Origin of the sequence: Psychrobacter sp. DAB_AL32B (assembly GCF_002224105.1) — a bacterium.
GTDB lineage: Bacteria > Pseudomonadota > Gammaproteobacteria > Pseudomonadales > Moraxellaceae > Psychrobacter.
Window position 1 is genome coordinate 24,034 of sequence record NZ_NEXU01000027.1, and the last position, 23,173, is coordinate 47,206.

Annotated in this window: 23 protein-coding genes; 12 read left to right on the plus strand and 11 right to left on the minus strand. The window is 42.0% G+C overall.

The window, feature by feature from the left end:
• Positions 1-86: 86 nt before the first annotated feature.
• The 5 genes from fadA (at position 87) to CAN34_RS03540 (ending at position 5,473) form a co-directional block, all read left to right on the plus strand.
• Entirely contained in the window at positions 87-1,259 is a 1,173-nt protein-coding gene (fadA, locus tag CAN34_RS03520; protein ID WP_079692726.1) for an acetyl-CoA C-acyltransferase FadA, read from the plus strand.
• A gap of 204 nt (positions 1,260-1,463) precedes the next feature.
• Entirely contained in the window at positions 1,464-3,176 is a 1,713-nt protein-coding gene (locus CAN34_RS03525; RefSeq protein ID WP_089554474.1) for a rhomboid family intramembrane serine protease, read from the plus strand.
• A gap of 202 nt (positions 3,177-3,378) precedes the next feature.
• Complete coding sequence (locus CAN34_RS03530) at positions 3,379-3,954, plus strand: isochorismatase family protein (protein WP_079692724.1); 576 nt, start codon at positions 3,379-3,381, stop codon at positions 3,952-3,954.
• Between the two features lie 185 nt (positions 3,955-4,139).
• A complete protein-coding gene (locus CAN34_RS03535) occupies positions 4,140-4,751 on the plus strand; it encodes an HD family hydrolase (protein WP_089554475.1) in 612 nt (203 codons plus the stop codon).
• 116 nt (positions 4,752-4,867) lie between these two features.
• A complete protein-coding gene (locus CAN34_RS03540) occupies positions 4,868-5,473 on the plus strand; it encodes a DUF1287 domain-containing protein (protein WP_217320607.1) in 606 nt (201 codons plus the stop codon).
• A 22-nt stretch (positions 5,474-5,495) separates the two neighbouring features.
• On the opposite strand, the gene phoU is transcribed toward CAN34_RS03540, so the two are convergent.
• From phoU to asd, 6 genes are all read right to left on the minus strand, one after another.
• Entirely contained in the window at positions 5,496-6,233 is a 738-nt protein-coding gene (phoU, locus tag CAN34_RS03545) for a phosphate signaling complex protein PhoU (RefSeq protein WP_089554476.1), read from the minus strand.
• A 156-nt stretch (positions 6,234-6,389) separates the two neighbouring features.
• Entirely contained in the window at positions 6,390-7,169 is a 780-nt protein-coding gene (gene pstB / locus CAN34_RS03550) for a phosphate ABC transporter ATP-binding protein PstB (protein WP_165767607.1), read from the minus strand.
• A 231-nt stretch (positions 7,170-7,400) separates the two neighbouring features.
• Complete coding sequence (pstA, locus tag CAN34_RS03555) at positions 7,401-8,315, minus strand: phosphate ABC transporter permease PstA (RefSeq protein WP_089554478.1); 915 nt, start codon at positions 8,313-8,315, stop codon at positions 7,401-7,403.
• An 86-nt stretch (positions 8,316-8,401) separates the two neighbouring features.
• Positions 8,402-9,352, minus strand: a complete 951-nt coding sequence (gene pstC / locus CAN34_RS03560) for a phosphate ABC transporter permease subunit PstC (RefSeq protein ID WP_089554479.1) — start codon at positions 9,350-9,352, stop codon at positions 8,402-8,404.
• A gap of 180 nt (positions 9,353-9,532) precedes the next feature.
• A complete protein-coding gene (gene pstS / locus CAN34_RS03565) occupies positions 9,533-10,690 on the minus strand; it encodes a phosphate ABC transporter substrate-binding protein PstS (protein WP_089554480.1) in 1,158 nt (385 codons plus the stop codon).
• 295 nt (positions 10,691-10,985) lie between these two features.
• The gene (asd, locus tag CAN34_RS03570; RefSeq protein WP_089554481.1) at positions 10,986-11,819 is read right to left on the minus strand and encodes an archaetidylserine decarboxylase; all 834 of its coding nucleotides are present in this window, start codon (positions 11,817-11,819) and stop codon (positions 10,986-10,988) included.
• A gap of 184 nt (positions 11,820-12,003) precedes the next feature.
• On the opposite strand from asd, the gene dtd reads away from it, so the two are divergent.
• The 3 genes from dtd to phoR all read left to right on the plus strand — a co-directional run bounded on the left by dtd (position 12,004) and on the right by phoR (position 14,505).
• Positions 12,004-12,459, plus strand: coding sequence for a D-aminoacyl-tRNA deacylase (gene dtd / locus CAN34_RS03575; RefSeq protein WP_089554482.1), 456 nt, complete (start codon positions 12,004-12,006; stop codon positions 12,457-12,459).
• 148 nt (positions 12,460-12,607) lie between these two features.
• A complete protein-coding gene (gene phoB / locus CAN34_RS03580) occupies positions 12,608-13,312 on the plus strand; it encodes a phosphate regulon transcriptional regulator PhoB (protein WP_079692715.1) in 705 nt (234 codons plus the stop codon).
• A gap of 95 nt (positions 13,313-13,407) precedes the next feature.
• Positions 13,408-14,505 carry a phosphate regulon sensor histidine kinase PhoR gene (gene phoR, locus CAN34_RS03585; RefSeq protein WP_089554483.1) on the plus strand — a complete coding sequence of 366 codons (1,098 nt, stop codon included), beginning with the start codon at positions 13,408-13,410 and terminating at the stop codon, positions 14,503-14,505.
• A gap of 147 nt (positions 14,506-14,652) precedes the next feature.
• Here the strand turns inward: phoR and CAN34_RS03590 are convergent, their stop codons facing one another.
• A complete protein-coding gene (locus tag CAN34_RS03590; RefSeq protein WP_089554484.1) occupies positions 14,653-15,252 on the minus strand; it encodes a M23 family metallopeptidase in 600 nt (199 codons plus the stop codon).
• Positions 15,253-15,473: 221 nt separating this feature from the next.
• On the opposite strand from CAN34_RS03590, the gene CAN34_RS03595 reads away from it, so the two are divergent.
• Complete coding sequence (locus tag CAN34_RS03595; RefSeq protein WP_089554485.1) at positions 15,474-16,169, plus strand: DUF3820 family protein; 696 nt, start codon at positions 15,474-15,476, stop codon at positions 16,167-16,169.
• A gap of 34 nt (positions 16,170-16,203) precedes the next feature.
• On the opposite strand, the gene CAN34_RS03600 is transcribed toward CAN34_RS03595, so the two are convergent.
• Positions 16,204-17,100 carry an alpha/beta fold hydrolase gene (locus tag CAN34_RS03600; protein ID WP_089554486.1) on the minus strand — a complete coding sequence of 299 codons (897 nt, stop codon included), beginning with the start codon at positions 17,098-17,100 and terminating at the stop codon, positions 16,204-16,206.
• Between the two features lie 343 nt (positions 17,101-17,443).
• Between CAN34_RS03600 and CAN34_RS03605 the strand changes: the two genes are divergently transcribed.
• Positions 17,444-18,121 carry a TIGR00730 family Rossman fold protein gene (locus CAN34_RS03605; protein ID WP_089554487.1) on the plus strand — a complete coding sequence of 226 codons (678 nt, stop codon included), beginning with the start codon at positions 17,444-17,446 and terminating at the stop codon, positions 18,119-18,121.
• Positions 18,122-18,285: 164 nt separating this feature from the next.
• Here the strand turns inward: CAN34_RS03605 and CAN34_RS03610 are convergent, their stop codons facing one another.
• The gene (locus CAN34_RS03610; protein WP_089554488.1) at positions 18,286-19,863 is read right to left on the minus strand and encodes an FAD-dependent oxidoreductase; all 1,578 of its coding nucleotides are present in this window, start codon (positions 19,861-19,863) and stop codon (positions 18,286-18,288) included.
• 533 nt (positions 19,864-20,396) lie between these two features.
• On the opposite strand from CAN34_RS03610, the gene CAN34_RS03615 reads away from it, so the two are divergent.
• Positions 20,397-20,834, plus strand: a complete 438-nt coding sequence (locus CAN34_RS03615; RefSeq protein ID WP_089554489.1) for a hypothetical protein — start codon at positions 20,397-20,399, stop codon at positions 20,832-20,834.
• Between the two features lie 180 nt (positions 20,835-21,014).
• On the opposite strand, the gene CAN34_RS03620 is transcribed toward CAN34_RS03615, so the two are convergent.
• Positions 21,015-21,638 carry a YceI family protein gene (locus CAN34_RS03620; RefSeq protein WP_089554490.1) on the minus strand — a complete coding sequence of 208 codons (624 nt, stop codon included), beginning with the start codon at positions 21,636-21,638 and terminating at the stop codon, positions 21,015-21,017.
• Between the two features lie 493 nt (positions 21,639-22,131).
• Between CAN34_RS03620 and CAN34_RS03625 the strand changes: the two genes are divergently transcribed.
• The gene (locus CAN34_RS03625) at positions 22,132-22,413 is read left to right on the plus strand and encodes a type B 50S ribosomal protein L31 (RefSeq protein ID WP_011281173.1); all 282 of its coding nucleotides are present in this window, start codon (positions 22,132-22,134) and stop codon (positions 22,411-22,413) included.
• 139 nt (positions 22,414-22,552) lie between these two features.
• On the opposite strand, the gene CAN34_RS03630 is transcribed toward CAN34_RS03625, so the two are convergent.
• On the minus strand, positions 22,553-23,173 hold a 621-nt coding region (locus tag CAN34_RS03630; RefSeq protein WP_089554491.1), incomplete at its 5' end, for an SGNH/GDSL hydrolase family protein.

Genomic DNA, 23,173 nt, shown 5'->3' on the forward strand with positions numbered 1-23,173 from the left:
TTTATTTATTATCAGTAACCTTCTAAATTAGATAGGCGAGCATGACAGTACTGCCACTGACAATAAAAATTGAAAAGGAAGATAGTATGACAATTTTAAGTCCAAAAGACGTGGTCATCGTAGATGGCGTACGCTCAGCGATGGGTAAAACTAAAAACGGCATGTTCCGTCATGTCCGCGCTGATAGCATGTCTGCTGAATTGGTCCGTGCATTGGTTGAGCGTAATGACTTTGACCCACGTGACGTAGAAGACATCATCTGGGGCTGTGTTAACCAGACGCTAGAACAAGGTTTAAACATCGGTCGTAACATCGGTTTGCTTGCTGATATCCCTAAAACAGCTGGTGGTCAAACCGTTAACCGTCTATGTGGTTCTTCTATGCAGGCGCTACATACCGCTGCTGCCCAAATTATGACCGGTCAAGGTGATGTATTCATCATCGGTGGTGTTGAGCATATGGGTCACGTCGGCATGATGCATGGCGTTGATCTGAACCCTGAAGCGTCAAAGCATTATGCAAAAGCGTCAAACATGATGGGCTTGACCGCTGAAATGCTAGGTCGTATGAATAATATCACTCGTGAAGAGCAAGATGCCTTTGGTCTTGAATCGCATCGCCGTGCATGGGCTGCGACCACTGAAGGTCGTTTTGACAATGAAATCATCGGTATCGAAGGCCATGACGAAGCGGGTCGCTTGCAACTATGTACTGTCGATGAAGTGATTCGTCCGGATGCCACGATGGAGCAAATGCAAAAGTTACGTCCAGCCTTTGATCCAGTAGGCGGTACGGTAACGGCTGCTACCTCATCTGCATTATCTGATGGTGCGTCAGCAATGCTAATCATGAGCGCGCAAAAAGCAAAAGAGCTAGGTCTTAAGCCACGTGCTCGTATTCGTAGTATGGCAATTGCTGGTTGTGATGCCGCTATCATGGGTTACGGTCCTGTACCTGCGACGCAAAAAGCACTTAAGCGTGCTGGCATGAGCATCGATGATATGCAAACGATCGAGCTTAACGAAGCGTTTGCAGCGCAAGGCTTATCAGTACTAAAAGCCTTGAACTTGACGGATAAGCAAGACATCGTGAACATCAACGGTGGCGCGATTGCCTTAGGTCATCCACTAGGGTGTTCAGGCGCTCGTATCACAGTGACATTGCTTAACGCTATGGAGCAATCAGATACTGAAATCGGTCTAGCGACGATGTGTATCGGTCTTGGTCAAGGTATCGCTACTATTATTGAGCGTGTGTAAATTTCAGTTAAGCTGATATTTGTTGATTAATATGCTTTGATATCTTGTAAAATGAGCGCCTCTAACTTAATGTTAGAGGCGCTTTTTTGTGTTTGCAATAAAGTAATACGAGTAAATATGCTGAATCCAATCAGGTTTTATCGATTAAGGAAGAAAGTCATCAAAGTTGGGGCGTGGTTTGCTATAAATGAATGGTGAAGGTAAATGCGAGATAATAATAAGCGAAGCCAGTATAGATATAAGAATAAAAATAGAAGCAGAAATAGAGTAGGTAAACAGGATAGGCGTAAAATTACCAAGCGTAAGGAGCAGAAACCCCAACGTACTAAAGGGTCGACTAAAATAAAACTAAAGCAGGTATTTTTTCCTTATTTGGGCTTAAGTATCCTCAGCATTCTAATTTTTGGTGCTTTACGCTGGTTACTGGATGTTTATCTAGACGTTCTACCTTTAAAAGAAAGCTACTGGGATTTTGGTATTCCTTTTCTTTTATCTATTTTAGTCGTTAGTATTTGGATGTGGCCGAGGTACGAGCTTCTGACTTTAAAGTGGGTTCAGCGTAGTAGTTCAGGCTACTTTTTTATAACGATGGTTTTAGCATTAGTGATACCGCTTGTTCTCAGCCAAAACTATTTGTCTAAAGCTGCGTACGAGGTTATTGAAGTAAACAACCTGAATGATGTTCGTAACTATCCAAAACAAAAGTATTTCAAGGTGGATAATTTTAAACCACTAAAATCAGAGCAGGTTTCTTATATAGAGACACAAGTAGTCAGTGGACGGTATTTTGACTCGACATTGCATGTTTATTATTACATTGCGACGCCATTTGCGGCCGCTGATGATATTTGGCTAGGTTCTAGTTACCATACAAGCTACGATAATCGTGAAGACCAAAGTATTAAAGACCGTCAATACTCAGCATTTATTAATGACTCTCGCCACAAATATCAAGCCAAAGACCTCTCTACTATCAGCTACTTTAAGAAACTTAAATCGTCAAATCAGAGAAGTGGCTACTTACATACGATTTCGACAGTTAATAAGCAGTCTAATTTAACACCCTTGATATTGGTACCTGAATCAGGATTGTTTGTTGACAGTTTAGAGCGAGATTTCGTCTGGGGGTTTGGCTCATTTGTTATTGGTATGGGAGTGTGCTTATTGCTTATTTTTGCAGCAGATATTGATAATAAAGAAAAGAAGAGCACACGAAAGCATATACAAAAACAAAAGCATGTAAAAAAACGAGATCCAGTGAAGGATGTGTCAAAAAGTCTAGTAGCTTTGTTTAGAAGTAATAAAAAACAACCTGCAACGTTAGTGTTAATGCTGACTTGTATAGGCGCATTTATCCTGACCGTATTCATGGGTATGGATATCATTGATCCCTTGTCTAGGCAGGTAGATAAGGTAGGCGGATTGAGCACAGACGCGCTGCAAGCTGGTAAATATTGGCGGGTAGTGACATCGCTTTTTGTACATGCAGGGATTATGCATTTGGTAATGAGTCTAGGGATGCTTTTTGCTGCTGGCTATATTTTGGAAAAAGTATTAGGTCCTGTACGTTTTATGATTGCCTTTTTTATATGTGGAATCTTTTCCAGTATTTTAGGTGTTCTCTATTATGATATGGACATGGCAGGTGCTTGGAGCGCTATATTTGGCTTGTTTGGTATAGCGATAATACTGATTACTTATAAGATTTTTAACAAAAAGCATAGAGAGCTATATGGTGCTACCGTGGCTGTCATACTGATTATTACTTTAAACAGTATGTTTTTTGCTTTCATAAACACGCTCAGTTATATGGTGTATTATCTTTTAACCTTATGTTTTGGTATGGCTCTTGGTGTCGTCATGGTAATGACTCAAAAACAGTCTTTATTACGCAATGCTAGACGCCATAATATATAGTTATTGGCTACTCATAATCAAAAACTTACGCTAAGCAGTATCAATCAAGCGTGATTAATGGTGATTAATCATTATTAAAGGCTATCTCCATTGACGCACTCAGCAAACTATGTCTAAATGAGTGTAAGGCTAATAACGATAATATCAATGATAAAACTAATATAGCCTTTAATAATAAAGTCAGCCGTACAAGGAGTGTACTATGTCCACCATGATTACTGATCGTACCTACCGTATTGACCGTGAAAATACCCAAGCAATGATAATTGACGTCCAAGAACGTCTGACCCCGCATATCTATGACCATGAAAATATTATCAAAAAAATAACGACTTTGATCAAAGGTTTGCAAGCGCTTGATATTCCAATTATGCTCAATGAGCAATATAAAAAGGGCTTAGGCGAAACCTTGCCCGAAATTCGTGAGTTGTTAGAAGGCGATAATGCCAAAGGCTTTGAAAAAGTCACTTTTAGCGCCTGCGACAATGACGATTCATGGAATCACCTTGCTCAGCAAAATCGCAGTATTGTTTTATTGTTCGGCGTTGAAACTCATGTTTGTGTCTTACAAACCGCGCTTGATTTGCTAGATAATGGTATGCAGCCGGTCATTATTGGTGATGCGGTTGGTTCGCGTTTTCCGTATGATAAAAAGCAAGCCATTCGCCGTATTCGCCGTGCTGGTGGTGTGATTACCACGGTTGAAACGATTCTGTTTGAGCTATGCCGAAGTAGTAAAGACCCTGCGTTCAAAACCATTAGTAACTTGATTAAATAGTTTTTTTTACTCGATTTAGAACAGATAGCGCTTACTAACATAAGCGCTATTTTCTTTTTATAGTGGCGCCAGTTAATTACAGGCTAGCATCCTCTTTTATAACACTCATAAAATGTATAATAACCGCTGGTGCTTAAAGATAAGATAAAGCGCTATACATTCGTAGAAAAAATCAGAGAAAATCCATGTCATTAACCAATCCAAAGCTTGCCTCAAATATTGATATAGATAATGTCACTCATTTTTTACTAGAGTTAGATGCCCTTAAACGAGTTAACAGGCGCAGTTACGTGACAGGTACGACTCGTTTGGAAAACTCTGCCGAACATTCTTGGCATTTAGCGATGGCATGTTGGTCAATCGCTGAATTGTTCGATTTAGATGTCAATCATGAAAAATTACTAAAGATAGCGCTGGTACATGATTTGGGTGAAATCGATGCAGGCGATACTTTTTTATATGCCGATACACGCGGTGATGCGCACGTTGAAGAGCGCGCTGGCATTGCGCGCTTACAAGCTGAGCGCGGTAATGGTATTAGCAATTTAAATGAGATTTGGGAAGAGCAGGAAACTGGCAGCAGCAAAGAAACCCAGCTGCTGAAAGTAGTTGATCGCTTATTGCCGTTTTTACTCAATTTAAATACCAATGGAAAAACGTGGACTGATTCTAACGTTACACGCTCGCAAGTAGCAGGGGCGCATGCCTTTATTAAAGACAGCTTTCCGAGTATTTATGATTGGCAGGTACGACAGATTGAATTTGCGACGGCGCAGGGCTGGTTGATTGATGCGTAAATGAATAAGAGATGGTTTGAGCGTTTAAGTATTTTACAGCCCGTCATGATTTTCAAATGCTGGATTTTCAAGTGCTAGAGCATTTATAGTTAAATTAATAACAAAGAGATTGATAAATGAGAGTATCTGATACTTATAAAACCTTCGCTAAATCGCTAGCCTTTATCAGCCTGCTAGGATTGGTGCAAATGGCTCAAGCTCTTGCCCCTATCAGCGATGGCAGTAAATTGGTACACGATGCCAAAAAACAAATCGGCATTACCACTAGCTATGATCCTACTTACCGTAAGCTGGATTTCCCACGGGGCGATGTGCCGATAAATACGGGTGTCTGTACAGATGTGGTCGTTCGTGCTTATCGCTTGCAAAATATAGATCTACAGCAATTGCTCAACTATGATATGAAATCCAACTGGTCAAGCTATCCAAAAACTTGGGGACTTAAATCAACCGATAAAAATATCGACCATCGCCGTGTACCCAATCTTGAAGTGTTTTTTGCGCGTCATGGGCAGACGTTATCAATCACTGACAAATCCAGCTTTCAGGCAGGAGATGTGGTGACGTGGCGACTACCAAACGGCAATTTACCGCATACAGGTATCGTATCGGACAAAACAGCTGCTGATGGCACACCGCTGATTATTCATAATATCGGACGCGGTACGCAAGAAGAGAATATTTTGTTTGCCTATCCTATTAATAAACATTTTCGTTATTAATTTTAAAACAAGGTTAGAGAGACTATTTGTTAGTATTCATGCCAGCATTGGTGGTTTGTTGTACAATTTCTTCTACCCGTAAAAAATCCGTATGCCGCACGTCTTTGCCGCTGGTACAAAAAATGACCAGCTCAGCAATATTTCGAGCATGGTCGCCCACGCGCTCGAGCGCGCGCAATACCCATAGTATATTAATCACTTTAGACACATGACGACTGTCTTCCATAATATAGGTCATCAAGGAGCGAGTGGCAGACTGATACTCTTCATTGACAGACACATCGCTTTGCAATACCGAAAACGCCTGCTGAGGATTCATCCATAAGAAGGCATCAAGCGCATCAAGCAGCATTAAGCGTACCTGATTGGATAAATGCTGAACCTCTGAATAGCCTCTTGGTGAAGCACCATCTTCAATCAATTGGCATGCCATACGCGCTATCTTTTCTGCTTCATCACCCACACGCTCAAAGTCAACAATGCCTTTACTAATGGCCATGACTAAGCGCAAATCATTCGCTGCTGGCTGGCGCTTAGCAACCAATAAAATAATTTGCTCATCGATTTTAATTTCTAACTGATTGATTAGATCATCATCAGTAATCACTTTTTTCGCTGTTGCCTCATCTGCTGCTATCAATGCACGGGTCGCAACCATGACTTGCTCGGCTGCCATGCGTCCCATTTGCATAAACAACTCAATAACTTCATTTAGATCATTATCAAAACTCTTTGATAAATGCTTTTCAGTTATCAGCATGGTTACCTCCTTAATCGAATCGGTCTTAATCGTATTGGTATTGGTCATAAAGATATTGCCAAAATGATGATGGTTATGAAGGGTCACTATGAATTACTGCTATAAATCACTGCTATAAATAACCGCTATAAACAACTTCTTTAAATAAAGAGCAACTTAGCCATAACGACCGGTAATATAATCTTCAGTCGCCTTTTGTGCTGGATTGGTAAATATCTGATCCGTCTCACCCATCTCTACCATATCACCCAAATACATATAAGCGGTGTAGTCGGAAATGCGCGCAGCCTGTTGCATATTGTGCGTTACGATAGCAATCGTATAGTCATTTTTTAAATCCGTAATCAAATCTTCAATAGCGCCAGTAGAGATGGGATCAAGCGCTGAGGTTGGTTCATCTAATAACAGTACTTCAGGTTTCGTTGCCACCCCACGGGCGATACAAAGTCGCTGTTGTTGACCACCTGATAAAGATAATCCTGAGGCTTTAAGTTTGTCTTTGACCTCGAGCCATAACGCCGCCTTTTTTAGTGCCCATTCGACACGCTCATCCATTTCTACTTTGCTCAGCTTCTCATATAGACGTACGCCAAATGCCACGTTGTCGTAGATGGACATGGGAAACGGCGTAGGCTTTTGAAAGACCATACCCACCCGCGCACGCAGTAAATTGACATCCACCTCTTTAGCCAAAACATTTTTGCCATCCAAGATGATTTGACCTTCGGCATGCATGTTAGGATATAAGTCGTACATACGGTTAAGCGTGCGTAGCAGCGTTGATTTACCACAGCCTGATGGACCGATAAACGCGGTTACATTTTTTTCTGGGATGTCGATATTAATGTTTTTTAACGCTTTAAAATCACCATAATAAAAATCCAAATCCCGAATGGCAATCTTAGCAGGCGGCATATTGTCGGGCATATCTGCCATGGTTTGTTTGGTCAGATGAGCGCTATCTGGCTGCTTGTGCTGGCTATTAGTAGAGGTTGGCTGACCTAGTAAACGACCTTTGATACTGCCTTTATCTATTTTCTGCTTAGCGACTTTTCTTTCTAGTACATCAGTCATAATCGTATCCAGCTATTTTTAAATATCGTTAAAGGAGGAGTGGGTTATCCGCCGTACTGCTCACTATGGTTGTCAAAGTTTTCAGATAGTAAGTTATCTCGTATGATCTTTACCGCCTATAAAGCGCGCCGCAATATTCAATAGCAATACTGTCATAGTAATTAGCAGCGCCGCCGCCCAAGCCAGCGCATGCCAGTTATCATAAGGACTCATGGCAAACTGATAGATGGTGTTCGGTAAGTTGGCCATCGGTTGGCTCATATCTGTACTAAAGTACTGGTTATTTAATGCGGTAAACAGTAAGGGGGCTGTCTCGCCAGTAATACGAGCAAACGCTAACAGCACGCCTGTGGTCAAACCTGCTTTGGCGGCTTTGAGCGTGACTGTACTGACCAGCTTCCATTTCGGTGTGCCTAGTGCATAGGCTGCTTCACGCAGGGTATTAGGCACAAGATTTAGCATGTTCTCCGTCGTACGTACGACAATGGGAATCACAATCAGCGCTAATGCTAATGCACCTGCCCAGCCTGAAAAGCTTTGACCTTTGACCAGCAACGCATAAACAAACAGCCCAATAACGATAGATGGAGCAGACAGTAAAATATCATTTAAAAATCGGGTGACTTTACCTAACAGGCTGCCATGTGAAAATTCAGCCAAATAGATGCCTGCCATCATGCCGATGGGTGCGCCAATGGCTAAACCTGAAAAAGCCAACATCACTGAACCAATAATGGCATTACGTAAACCGCCTTCGCCCATAGGTGGCGGTGTATCTGCTGTAAACACCGGCATTTTTATTAAACCTTGAAAGCCTTCAACAAACAGCGTGATCAAAATCCAAACCAGCCAAAACAAACCAAAGACGATCGCTGATAGAGCAAAACCAAGTCCCAATCTATTGATAAAACGGCGCTTGTTATATAAGCGCTTGTCATAGCGGTCTTCAAAGCTTAAAGCAGGCTGGTTAATCTGGGCAGTATGAGTATTGACTGTTGCTAAAGTCATCAGGCTTTTGTCCTTTTTGAATCAGATAACTGCTTTAAATATCACAAGCTACTCAGAGCTACATGGTATTTAGGAGCTCACTATTATTAATTGCCAGCTTTTTGGTCAATACGCATAAGCATCAGCTTAGATATCGACAGCACAATAAAGGTAATCACAAAAAGAATTAAACCTAAGTGCAATAATGACGCTAAATGTAACTCACTTGAAGCTTCAGCGAATTCGTTGGCTAATGCTGATGTAATCGTAACGCCAGAAGTGAATAGACTTGGGCTGATGTTATAGGCATTACCAATTAAAAAGGTCACTGCCATCGTTTCGCCCAATGCCCGACCAAGCCCCAAAATCACCCCACCAACCACGCCCGCTTTGGTATAAGGCAAAATGATTTTGAACATGACCTCCCACGTGGTTGCGCCCATACCGTAAGCGGATTCCTTTAATAAATCAGGTACTACAGAGAAAACATCGCGCATGGTGGCGGCAATAAAAGGAATGATCATAATCGCCAGTATCAATGAAGCGGTAAACATACCAAGCCCCATGGGCGCACCCGTAAATACTTTACCAATAATAGGTAGGGGACCAATATTTTCAATAAACCAAGGCTGAATGTGATCGCCAAAAAATGGCGCAAACACAAACAATCCCCACATACCGTAGATAATAGAAGGGATACCCGCCAATAGCTCAATAGCAATACCCAAAGGCTTTTTCAAAAAATTGGGACATAATTCTGTTAAGAAAATAGCAATCCCAAAACTGACTGGAACGGCAATACAGATCGCGATAAAGGAGGTGACAACCGTCCCATAAATGGGCGCGAGTGCACCGTATTGATCGTTCACCGTATCCCAGTTATTGCTGGTATAAAACCCTAGTCCAAACTCAGTGATACTTGGCCAAGCACCCACAATTAATGAGAGGAGAATGCCACCAAGCGACAGCAGCACCAAGATTGCAAATGCTTTGGTCGCATTCACAAAAACGGCATCGTAACGTTTTTGTTTAGCCAGTTGGGACCTTAAATCATTCATAAGTGTCTCAGCGTTGAATAGAATCAAGTCAAAATAGTAAAAGAGTCAATGAGGTTTTATCACAACAAACTTAAAAAAATCTTTAAATTTTCTGTGATAAAACCTCTCAAACCCATACCGGAGAATAGTGGTTTGAGAGGTTGGCTCGACAGTGATTATGCAATCACTAGGATAAACAGGTTACTGTGCAGGCTTATAGACAGGCTGACCGTTGCTATCAACGACTTCATTCCACTTTGCTTTAAATAAAGCAACGGCAGTATCAGAAAAAGGAACGTAATCAAGTGCCAAAGCATCATCGCCACCTTGAGCGTATGCCCAATCAAAGAATGCTAATACACCAGCGACTTGTTTGGCATCTTGTGGCTGCTTATGTACTAAGATAAAAGTGGCAGCGGCGATAGGCCATGCTTGAGCTGTTTCGGAGTTGGTAATGACTTTATAAAATCCTTCTTGCTGTGACCAATCGATGTCACCAGCAGCAGCAAAGGTTTTTGCAGAAGGCTGGACAAAGTTACCAGCTGCGTTTTTGAGGGCCACGTGTGACATGCCGTTTTGCTTAGCGTAAGCATATTCAACATAACCGATAGAGTTTTTCATACGCGTTACGTAGCTTGAAACGCCCTCGTTACCTTTACCGCCCGCACCAGTTGCTGACGTTGGCCATTTCACTGTCTTATCGACGCCAACACTGTCATTCCAAGCGCTTGACACTTTTGCTAGATAGTCAGTGAAGTTAAAGGTCGTACCAGAACCGTCTGAGCGAAATACCGTGGTAATAGCCGCGTCAGGAAGGGTTAAGTCGGGGTTTATGGCAGCAATTGCAGGGTCGTTCCAGTTGCTGATTTTACCAAGATAGATGTCCGCTAACATTTCACCATTTAGCTTTAATTGACCGGGTTTAATACCGTCAATATTAACGATAGGAACCACACCGCCGATAACGGTTGGGAATTGAATCAGACCGGCTTCGTTTAACTCGCCTGGCGTCATAGGTGCGTCGGATGCGCCAAAATCAACCGTTTTAGCAACGATTTGTTTGATACCACCGGATGAGCCGATTGACTGATAGTTAACTTGTCCACCTGTTGCTTTGTTGTAGGCATCTGACCATTTAGCATAGATAGGCTGCGGAAAAGAAGCACCAGCCCCTGTAATATTCATCGATACATTTTCAGCTGAGCTAGCATTAGCGTTACTTGTAGAGTCACCGCTAGAGGCCGTAGTTGCTTGCGCTGTTGTGGCAGGCTCATTGCTTTCATTGCTATCGGGTGTTTGACTACAGGCTGCTAAGGTAAAGGCACCAGCGACTGCTACAGCTATTAATGAATGACGCATTATTTCTCCTAAAATTAATCAATTTTGAGTATCAAGCATTTATAAATAACAATGACAATAGTTTTCTGGGGTTTTCTGGGGTTTGCTGAAATGATGCTCTGCGGTTAATAAGGAGAGTGTGCCAAATGAATATGACAGTTTGATGACATAAAGCGTTTGTGTAAAAAAATAGCGGCTTATAAAAAGACAGTGATAGATAGGCACAAAAAAAGCATAGTCAGTAATGTTATTACTGATTATGCTCATATTTATCAATGCTACTCGTTAAAAGCGTTTTGTACTTAGATAAATGGGACTAAATTTTAGCGCTACCTAGTAACTGACCCATTTGTACCGTTGAGCCATGCTTCATAGTATTTTGCCAATCAGTGTTTGCTGCTTTTGGCAGTACCACAATCGCGGTCGAGCCTAAATAAAAACGTCCAAGCTCATCGCCTTTCTTAAAGCTCATATCATGATCCGCTTCTTGAATGTCATCAGTACGTATGATTTTACCCGTCGCAACCGTTTCGATCCCAGCGACAATCATCGCACCGACCATGACCACAGCCGCTTTACCATAGGCGGTATCAAACAGACAAACTAGGCGCTCGTTGCGAGCAAACAAATCAGGCACATTTGCTGCCGTCGCATTATTGACCGAAAATAGCGTACCAGGGACATAACGGGTTTTGGTCAATGTGCCATCAAATGGCATATGGACGCGGTGATAATTGCTTGGCGCAAGATAGACAGTGGCAAAGCTACCATCAGCAAAATAATCGCCGTCGGCACTGTTGGCCAATAGCTGCCCGATATCATAGTCGCGACCTTTGGCTTGCAGAAGCTTATGGTCATTGATTTGCCCAAGCTGCGATATCATCCCATCAGCAGGACTGACGATACCATTGATGGTAGTATCGATAGCGCGCGCATCGTCTTGTAGCTCACGGGTAAAAAAATCATTAAAGCTCTCATAAGCGTTTAAACTTTGACGCTCATATTCATCTAAGCTAACATCGTAAGCTTTGGCAAAGCTACGAATGAAAGCGCGTTTGACCCAAGGATGGCGGCTGGCGGCTAAACGTCCAGCTGCTTTGCTGATTTTTTGTTGGGGTACAAACTGTTGTAAGGTAGTAAATACATTCATAATAGATGACCAAAGTAGTGATTAAAAAAGCAATGATGAAAATAAAAAGTGGTGCTAGAAAACAATAGACAGTGACACTTATAGATAGTGATATTAATAGATAGTGATATTCATACATAAATAAATACATTTTATCATGGTCGGCAGCTGACTGTATGACCATAATCGTTAAAGGAAGTAAGTAATGAGAGCACTTATCCAGCGGGTAAATCATGCCAGCGTCAGCGTTGATGACTGCTGCGTTGGCTCTATTCAGCATGGGGTATTGGCATATATTGGTTTGGGTCACGATGATAATCTACAAAGTGCGCAGCGCTTAGTCGATAAAATCCTCACTTATCGTATCTTTGAAAATGATGACGATCCGGCTAAGGCCGGTAAACTGGATAAAAATGTCCAGCAAGTGGCTGGCGGGTTATTATTGGTATCACAATTTACCTTGATGGCAAAAACGGATAAAGGTCGTCGCCCTGATTTTGGCGGCGCGATGGCACCTGATGCGGCACAGGTATTATTTGCACAATTGGTTACTTATGCAAAGACTCAGTATCCCGGCATTGCAACGGGTCAGTTTGGCGCTAATATGCAAGTTGCGAGCGTCAATGATGGACCGCTAAACTTTTTATTAGAAGTAAGTTGAGCGATTAGACTTGATGCCAAATATTAAAATTTTAAAAGTAAATGTCATCAAGCTGTCATAATTAATTCGTTTAATAGGAAGAAGCTAGCGCGTGTGTTTACCGCCTTTTTATAGGATAGATTTTGTCCTCTAACACTGAGAATGCCGTATGTATAATGAGCAAATTTTGATTGTTGAAGATGAACCTGCGATTCGTGAGATGCTCGTCATGACACTAGAGATGGCTGGATTTGAGAGTTTGCAGGCAGCTGACGTCTCAGAGGCGCACCAGCAAGTGGTGGATCACAGACCAGCGCTGATTTTATTGGATTGGATGCTGCCCGGAGATAAAAGTGGCATCGATTTTTGCCGTATGCTTAAAAATGATGCGCTGCTCGCTGAGATACCAGTCATTATGTTGACTGCCAAAAGTGAAGAAGACAGTAAGGTTCATGGTCTTGATGCTGGCGCTGATGACTATATGACCAAGCCTTTTTCTACCCGTGAATTAATCTCAAGAATCAAAGCGGTATTGCGTCGTAGTAGTGCGCTCAGTAGCGATAAGCCTATCGAAATAGGAAAGCTAAGCCTAGACCCCAAAAGCCAGCGTTTCATGGTTGATGATAAAATTATCGATATGGGTCCGACAGAATATCGCTTATTGGCATTTTTTATGAGTCATCCAGAGCGTGCTTATACGCGAGCACAGTTGCTAGATCAAGTATGGGGCGGCAATGTTTATATTGAAGATAGAACCATTGATGTACATATTCGGCGTTTACGAAAATTACTACACCCTTATGATTGTAATACGTTGATCCAAACGGTACGCGGTACGGGTTATCGATTTTCTAGTCTGGTTGAATCCATTTAATTCACTATAAAAGTGCCATCTAATAAAAAATTGAATAACAATCGAAGCTGACCTAATGCAGCTAATAGTAGTAAATCTAATTGATGAGAATGATAATGCCGACCGAAAATAATCAACAAGGCAAATTAGAGCCAATCTCCCAGCACAATACAACCGATCAGCTGAAAAAAATTAGAAGCGCTCTACTAGCATTACGAGATGCAGTAATTTTGCTCAATGACGATGATGGTCTAGAGTGGTGGAATCAGGCGGCAGAAGATTTATTGTTATTGCAAGCAGCTGATAAGGGCAAGCACATCTTTGATTTTATTAGGGTGCCTGAGTTTCGTCAATATTATCAAGCGGCCACGACGCCTAATGATGGCGATGGCGTTCATGATGGTGTGCATATGGTGTCGTGGCGAGATCCTAATCGCTATTTAAAGTGTGAGCTCACGCCTTTTGGTGACGAAAAACTACTGATTATTTATGATGTGACGCGCTTGCATAACTTGGAAGAAATGCGCCGCGACTTTGTGGCGAATGTTTCGCACGAGTTACGTACACCATTGACCGTGATGATGGGTTATCTAGAGAATTTCTCAGATCAGCCAGATATGCCAGCGCATTGGCGACGTGGTTTTGAGTTGATGAGCCAGCAGACGGCTCGTATGAATAGAGTGGTGAATGACTTATTGTTGTTATCTCGAATTGAAATCGAAGAGACGCACGAGCTCAATTATATCGATATGACCAAGCTGCTTACGCATGTTTATGATGATGCGCAAGCCTATAATCAAGAATATGGGCATACCATTCACTTGCAGATAGATACTTATGACGGGCTACAAGGCTCAGAGATGTACCTAAATAGTGCGTTATCCAATCTGGTGATTAATGCCGTTAAATATACGCCAAAGGGCGGCAATATAGCTATTAGCTGGACCAAGACAGCAGAAGGTTGCCGGTTTGCCGTCGAAGATAATGGGATTGGTATTGCCCCTGAGCACATCGCGCGTTTGACTGAGCGCTTTTATCGTATCGATAAAGGTCGTAGCCGTGCCACAGGCGGTACGGGACTGGGACTAGCAATTGTAAAACATGTCTTATATCAGCATGAGGCCAACTTGCAAATTGAGTCAGTAGAAGGGGTAGGCTCAACCTTTAGCATGGTGTTTCCAGCTGCTCATGTGCGATCTGCATCTATAAGTTGACGACAAAACGGCCTTCTTGACAGGGATGAATAGCGTACTGCAAATCCAGTAAAGATATTTGCTTTGTCGTTAATTTTTGCGTTGTCTGGGACACAGTGCTGATAAATCAACACGACCTAATGTTGATTGATAAATTTCTCAAATAGCCTAATTTTTTTGCAAAAGTGGGTAAGGATTCACCGCGCTGCCATTAATATAAATCCCATAATGGACATGCGGCGGCGTGCCTTTGGCGTTGCCACTATCACCAACATAACCGATGATATCGCCTGCATTGACCCAGTCATTGGGAGAGATGTCAGCATAGTCTTCTAAATGCGCATAATAATGTCCTGCACCGCCCGGTCCCACGACCACCACTACACGCCCACCCAATCTATCGTCTCCAACCTTGCTGACGATACCTTGTGTCGTTGCTTGTATCGGCGTACCTCGATCTGCAAAAATATCAATCCCTTCATGGGAGCGTCCTTGGCTACGCGCAGCGCCCCAAGTATCCGTCAGATGCTGCTTTGGCAGCGGACTGGGTAAGCTGTTTTCGGTCGGCGGTTCTTGTTGTAACAGACTTAGCTGCTGCCATTTTGCCAGCACAAATGACTGTGTTTGTTGGCTGATACTTGGTACGAGTTTATCGAATACAAATAACAGCGCTAATAGCACAGCAGCCTTAATCAGCACCTTTAGCACACGGCTTAACAATGTTGGTTGTGCTGGTCGTGGTGGTTGGTTTTCTTCATTTGGTCGCATCGACGTCTCTTAAACTTATTGTGTTGTTTTAACTAATATTATATTGATCTTGTCCTTTAACGTTTGTATAGCATTGTTATATCTGGTTTTTATCCCCATAAATATAAATACAGTAACTATAACTATAACTATAACCCCTCTAATAGAGCGCTTCTTTTAGACTATTAAGGCGGGTATTAATGGCCAATTTTTTATGAATGACTTTCTATGACTGATTTTTTATGATAAATCTTAATACTGCACTTATTATCGATACCGAAACCGATCAAGGTCGTGATCCACGACCTATCCAAGTGGCAACTATTAACGTAGCTACTGGTTTCGAGTGGATGAAATACTTTAATAGTGGTCGCTCGATATCACCCGTCGTGATTAGAATTCATGGTATCACCGATGATGATGTGGCTGGGCTTGAGCGTTTTGAATTGGATGAATTTGAATTACCGGAATATTTAATTGGTCACAACGTACGTTTTGATTGGCGTGTTATTGGCAGTCCATCGGCCAAGCTGATTTGTACTGTTAGGCTGGCGCGCGTTGCCTTTCCCGAATGGAGCGCTTATGGTCAATCTAAGTGTATTGAGCTATTATTGGGCAAGGGTGAGGCGAGTAGGATGACGATTGCGGCTCATGACGCGTTAGGTGATGCGCGCATGTGTTATTTGCTCTATCAGGCTTGTTGCGAGCGTTTAGAGATTGCGCCGACTGATTTTGTGGCTGCCCATGCTATCGCCAACAAAGCCAATCCTGTGAGTAAAATGCCCTTTGGTAAATATAAAGGACAGCTGATTAAAGAGGTGCCCATCAGCTATGTTAAATGGATGCTCGGTAACATCCATAATATGCAGCCGTCACTTTATTCTGCATTGACTAAGCGTATCAAGGCAGAAGCGGAGGCGGTAAACTCGACAGATTAAATAGCTTGATTTGGCGTTAAATGGAATGTTGAATCTATTGCTGCTTGTTCAACCAATCAACGGCCATTTGCCACAGCTCAGGTGCTTTGGCATTGGTTCTACTACTAAAATAACGCATATGACCGATACTTTTTAGGCCAAAGTCTGTAGGGGCAAAAAAGCGCTTTTCTACCGGCATCTGCGTAAAGACGCGAATCATATCATCCATATTTTTGCTGTTGGCAATTTCATCATCGCTAAAACCTAGCCACAATGCTGGCATGTCAATCTCATCATAAAAATGGCGATGTATGCTTTTTCCAAACGCCGTCTTGATATAACCTGCGCCATTACACCACTCGCGCCATTGACGAGCAACGCCACGTGGTAGCGGTTCGCCCATGCCGATTTTATCCGAAGGCGTATAACCTAAGGCCAAGTTCGTGAGTGGAATAAAAGCATCCATAAAACCCATTGCCTTGAGCTTATAAGGCATGTCCATATTTTTAATACGACCTGATGAGCAGGCAACATTAAATACTGAGGCGATAGCTTTATAATTGGGCATCAAACCAATCAGCTGACCACCCGCGCTATGACCAATTAAGTGGTAAGTGGCATGGGTAAACTCGTCCTGCAAAGCATCGAGGACGGCTGGCATGTCATGACGGCCCCAGCTGATTAAAGAAGCATCACATTTTGCCAAATCGCATGAAAGCGACTCACCGATACCTTCGTTATCAAAAGTCAGCACACCAAAGCCACGCTCTGCCAAATAAGTGGCAAAATTATGATAAAACTGACGTTTGATACCTGTTGCGGGTGCTATCATGAGCGCTATTTTTACTTCATTTTTAGGGCGATATACGGTCGCCGCCAATGCTTGATTGCGATCAGTCATTATGCTTAATGAGTAAGTGTCTATTTGAGTATTGGTAGAGGTGCTTTCCATGGTTGAACCTTAATATATTTTTGTCGTTTTTATGAGCGAGCTTTATTGGTAAATAAAAAGTGTTAATTTGCCATAAGCTGCCAATGTGTAGCCTTAAAAATGTAGTAATTGCGTAGTGATAAATCGTTGCTACCGCGTGATAGCATTGCTTATGTTAAAATAAATCTCAGTAGGGAAGGCGTTCAAATATGACTTCTAAGTTCTATTGCAGTTTATCTTGCATAATATTATCCATAAAGACTCGACTGAATCGCTACTTAAAATATTCAATACGTACGAATAAAGATGCTTTAATAAACAAGTTCTCAATAAAAACAATCGATGTGAAAATTAAGGAAGCTATATGCAAATGAAAATTAACAATCACACTTATGAAGTTATTACTAGCCAAGATATTACTCATATTGAAAAAGCAGTGGATAAATCAATGCTTACCATGCCATTAGTAGCGGTGTACTGCGGTTCACGCTTGGGCAATAATGAAGTATATGAGCAGGCAGCACGCGAGCTTGGTAGTGCTTTGGCAGACAACGGTATGGGTCTGGTTTATGGCGGTGCGAGTATCGGTTTGATGGGTGCGGTCGCGGACGAGGTTATTCGAGGCGGTGCACAAGCAGTCGGTGTGATTCCAACCTTTATGCTAAAGCATGAGATTGCCCATGAGCAGCTGACTCGCCTACATTTGACCGACACTATGCACACGCGTAAAACAGTGATGGCAGAATATGCTGATGCCTTTATCACCTTGCCGGGCGGGCTTGGAACATTAGAAGAAATTATGGAAATTGCTACATGGCGCCAGTTGTATCAGCATGAAAAACCGATGATTATTCTTAATATCAATGGTTTTTATGATCGTATGATTGAGCATTTAAAATATACCGCTGAACAAGGTTTTATGAAGCGAGAAGATCTTGAGCGTTTGGTGGTTTGTAATACGATTAATGACGCCATTGACCTGCTAAAGACACTGGTAAAAATAGATGACGCTGTCAACACTGAAAAAATGGTTGGCAACTAAAGGCTAGCGTAAGGGGTATTTATGACAGTATCTTGAAAGAAAATAGCTTTATATAACAAAGGAGAGAATGGCTAATAATGAGCCATTCTCTCCTTTTTTTTGATTAATTTTTAGAACAGCTCGTGACTAATGCTATTGCTAAAAAGCTATTAATCACTGGTAAGTTACTGCATCTCAGTGACGTTTAAATCATCTAGAGTCATCTCGCAAATACCGTGATTCACGCCCGCCATCGCCAGCGGAAAACCGCGTTCTTCAGCCAAGGTACAGGCAAGTGTATCAATAGTTATACTATCGTTGTGCGCTAGATACGCCCACTTATGAGCATAACGATTCCGATTTTCTTGCGTATCATAATCAAGCAAACCAAGCTCCGTCAACTCATCGACAATTTGATCCGCCGCTATCAAAGTCGATGACGCTTTGACATTTTCAGCGCGCGCATAGCGTATATTAGAATATAGACTCACATCGGCGACACGTAAGGTATCGTCTTCACCGGGAATTTGTTGCCCACCATATAAGGCATTACCAACGGTACGCGCACTATGGAAGGTTGGTACAAACTCAGCCACATAATCAATGGCTTGCTGGCTACGCGCTTGTAGAGGCGCTTTATCCCAGCCATCTTCGATATAGTGTACATATTGTTGCGGCAATTTAGGTTGGGCGCTGTCTTTACTGGAAGCGACCAATCCATCATCGAACAGCGTGATAAATTTACTCATGCCATGTATCTGAAAATAGCCACCCGGATAAGGGGTTAGCTGCGCCATACCTTCTGGTGTACCGCGATTGCCATAGACGATAATCTCTGGTATCTGTCCGCCAGTGTCACCCCAGTGGGTAATATAAGAGGATTTAAACTCGACCATGCGTGTGACTTTTACACCGACCATATCGTCGATCACACCAGTACGAAAGCCACAAGCATTGATTAAGTAATCCACTTCGATAGATTCAAATTCGCCATTAGATTCAGATTCAAGTTCGGAACTGGCAGCTTGCTGATAATCAATACGCCATTTAGTAACATGATGATCAGCGTTTGAGCAATTTTCACAATCGACAGGCATCACTTGCTTAACCTGAGTGTCAGTAAAGATATGGGCATGCTCATAACCTTCTAACGCCAATTGTGCAGAGGCAGCCAAGCGAAAAATATTCCAACCGTATTCTTGTACGACAATAAGTGGAAATTTGACTTTATTCAAATCCAGATATTTCGCGACCGGTATCATCCACTCGTCAGCCGTATGTGGTACTGCAACTTGTTCACGCTCAGACAGCTCAATTAGCTGTTCATGATTATATAATTGATAATAATTTTCAGGTTCGCCCAGTACTTTGTTATTAGCATCTTCGGCGATAAGCTTGCGATAAGCATCGGTCAATATGTCGAGACGCGGCAGCAAATCTTGTGGCAAACCTTCATCGCGAGTCGGAACGGCAAATACCGTTGGGCGTACATCGATGGTATGAGGGTAAAGACGCAAAATATCGATGCATTGTTTGAGCAGCGCGACGCAGTCTTCGTCAGGAATTTCACGGTATAAATTGCCACCAGCATGCAAATGGCACATCGGTGGACCATCGATTAATGATTTGTTTTTTTCAAAAACATAAGTCTCAAGCCCTAACGCCGCAAGGCGAATAGCGATGGTTGCCCCTGCCGTACCACCACCGAGAATACCGACGCGTTTGGTGGAATGCGCTTGATTTATCATAAAAGAGTGAGTCATTTTCGTGTTCATATCCTTAATAGCATTTGCATCAAGTGTTACTTAAAATGGTACTTGGCATATTCATTAGGTGGCTTATGCATATTGATATGCGTGCAGAGTCAGTCAAGTTCAACCGTCATATTAGGCCGCAATGGTCATATTCTCCATTGTGTAGTAATTCTTAATTTTCATAGTCTTATTGTACGAAAAACTACAACTAATATGATGGCAAATACGTAAGTGGGTACATGAGTTTTGTCAACAAGCAACACCGCAATTTTCCAATATTTCAAACCTACAATTTTCCAATATCTAAAAGTAGTCAGTGGAGCGGCTTATCAATTAAATTAAGTATTTTAGTTTGCTTGTTTTGTAATCTTTATGAGCTTTTGTAAATTTATATATTGCTATAAACGACTACTGTTTTGGGTATGTTATATTAAAAGTGCTTCAAATCAGGTTTAAGTCGTCTTTTAAGCTGCCTTGAATCATAAGATGACAAGAAAATACCTAACAAAAACTTATTATGACCATAACAAGGAAGTTATATTATGAAACATATACTTATCTTATCTGTTCTTTCAGGAGCGTTAGCGCTTAGCGGTTGTTCAACTTTTAACAATATGTTTGGCAATGACGATTCTGGCATGCATGATGTGCAAGCTACCAATAAAAACACCGCGCCAGTCGCTAGCAAATACGGCATGTTAGTCGATGCTAGCAATCATATGACCTTGTATACCTTTGATAAAGACTCAATGAATAAATCAGAATGTGGCTCTGCGTGCTTGGTTGCTTGGCCAGCGTTTTTGGCACCTAGTAACGCAAAAGCTTCGGGACAGTTTGCCGCTTTTAAACGCGAAGATGGCAAATATCAGTGGGCAATGAACGGTAAGCCTTTGTACTTCTATGCCAATGATACTAAGGTTGGCGACAAAGATGGCGACAATAAACTTGGCGTTTGGCATATTATTAAAACCGCCAGATAAAGTTTAACAATAACTTCATTTGTATCAAAAAAGCAGCCTTTTAATGGCTGCTTTTTTTAATGGTTTTTTTAATAGTCGATTATTCTTTAACAATAGCAATAGAGTACAGTTTTAGATATGACGCTTTTACTTTCAACAGATTATAAAGTTAATAGTAATCAGTCTGAGTTATTTTATAAGTTACTTTGCTTTATTTTTTGCAGTGGCTTTTTTCTCGACCAACTCACCATCGATTTGAATCGGCACTTCAGTTGTGATGCCACTTGCAAAAGCCGTCATGCCATAAGCAGCACGGTCAATGATACCGGTCGCGCGAAAACCAATAACAGGCTCTTTGGTCAGCGGACTATTGGCAATTTTGTTTAAAGTCACCTCTAGGGTCAGCGGCTTGGTTTGACCTAGCATGGTAAAGTCGCCGGTGACTTTGGCTTGCTGTGGGTTTTTGAACGTGACATTGGTGGATTTAAAGGTCATGGTTGGATATTTTGCCACATTAAAAAACTCATCCTTTTTTAAATGAGCATCACGCGCACCCCAATTGGTATCGATGCTATCGGTTGCAATGGTAAAGTCCATGCTGGATTTTTTAGGTGCTTTGATATCGTAATTGACCGTACCTTTGATATCATTAAAGTGACCCATGGTGGTCGAAAATCCTAAATGATTGACAGAAAATCCGACGCGAGTGTGCGAGTCATCTAACTGCCACTGAACTGGCAGCGCCGCACTTGCTAAAGTAGCTGTCGTAAGAGCGGATGTCATTAGTAAAGCTTTTACTGTTTTTATTAACAAAGAGGTTGCCATTTTATATTGTCCTTTAGGAAGTTTTTTATAAGTTACTATCATATGAATAGTTATCATATAAATAACGCTTATCACCGTAGTGTTTACTAGCATGACGCTTGTCATTTATAACGTATTCATCGTTGAAAGTCAGTAGGTTTATTAAAAATAACTTAACAACATTAGGCGAATACGGGTCACTAAGTAATCAATGATGATAATTAAGCGATATTTTTAGATTCTGTTATTATTTAGTAAGGTCACTGTTTTATTATTATCCTAGCCCCGACGTGCTTGCATCAAGCGCCAAAAACCGTTAAAATCCCTCTTTAATTTTCCCGCTGGGGAAAGGCTAAGAGAGCGGAAGTGTGGTATTGGGTGCTGGAATAAGCCAGTGATGCAGTTGCCAGACTGATAGATGTCCTTAGTGCCTCAGTTACGTATGCCCAGTCTGACGATTATTCTGATATGTCGTCAATCTACTTGTGTATACATCGGACATAGAGAGATTATTATGCGTAAAGATATCCATCCTAATTACCAAGAAGTTTTGTTCCATGATACTAACGCTGACGTGTTTTTCTTGACTCGTTCAACCGTTAAAACCAAAACCACTCGTGAATACGAAGGGTCAGAATATCCGTATTATCCACTTGATATTTCAAGTGCGTCGCATCCGTTCTATACGGGCGAGCAACGTAAAACTTCTACTGAAGGCCGTGTTGCTAGCTTTAACAAACGTTTCGGTGCTTTCGGTGGCCGTAAGAAAGCTGCTGATACTGACGCTGCAGAATAAGTCATACATATTGCGTGACATTATTTTGAGGATACATTGCCTCAAGTATGCACTGTTATAGTATCAAGAACATAAAAAAACCGCTGATAACTCAGCGGTTTTTTTTGTTTGGTTTTTTGAGATAGGTGTTAAATGGTTTTCAGTCATTAAACTCAGCGCTGGAAGGGTTCAGCAACTGTGTAATCAGCTCTGCTAACTGCTGCGCCCAATAGCCATACATGAGGCTACTTGGATGAAAACCGTCACTGGCGAACATCACTGCGATATCGATTGGCGTGCCATTGGAGTGCTCTGCTATCATTCTCTTAAAGTCAGTTGCCATGTAAGTGACACGGTCATGAGCAGCACAGACTTGCTGTAACATCTCATCAAGGATTGCCGCTTTAGCACCCACAAAGTTACTTAGTGGGGCAGGTATTGCAGGCATTTGAGCCATCGGTGGTAAACTTAAAAAAATCAACTCTCGTACGCCAAATTTACGCTGAGCGATAGCAATAATGTCTTCGATTTGCTGTTGCCATTTATCCACAGAAACACTCGTCGTTGTATCATTGACACCGACACTCAGCACCATCACATCAATAGGCTGGCTAGGAGCGGGAAGGACATAAAGCCTACGCAAGATATCAAAGCTGGTATGTCCGGTAGTCGCTTGCAATGACCAGTTCAGCGCATCAAACTGGGTAGGAATAATGGGCTGCTGCTCCAAGATTGGCATCAGCTTGCCACACGCCACACCTTGCTGCGTACCCCCTCCCAC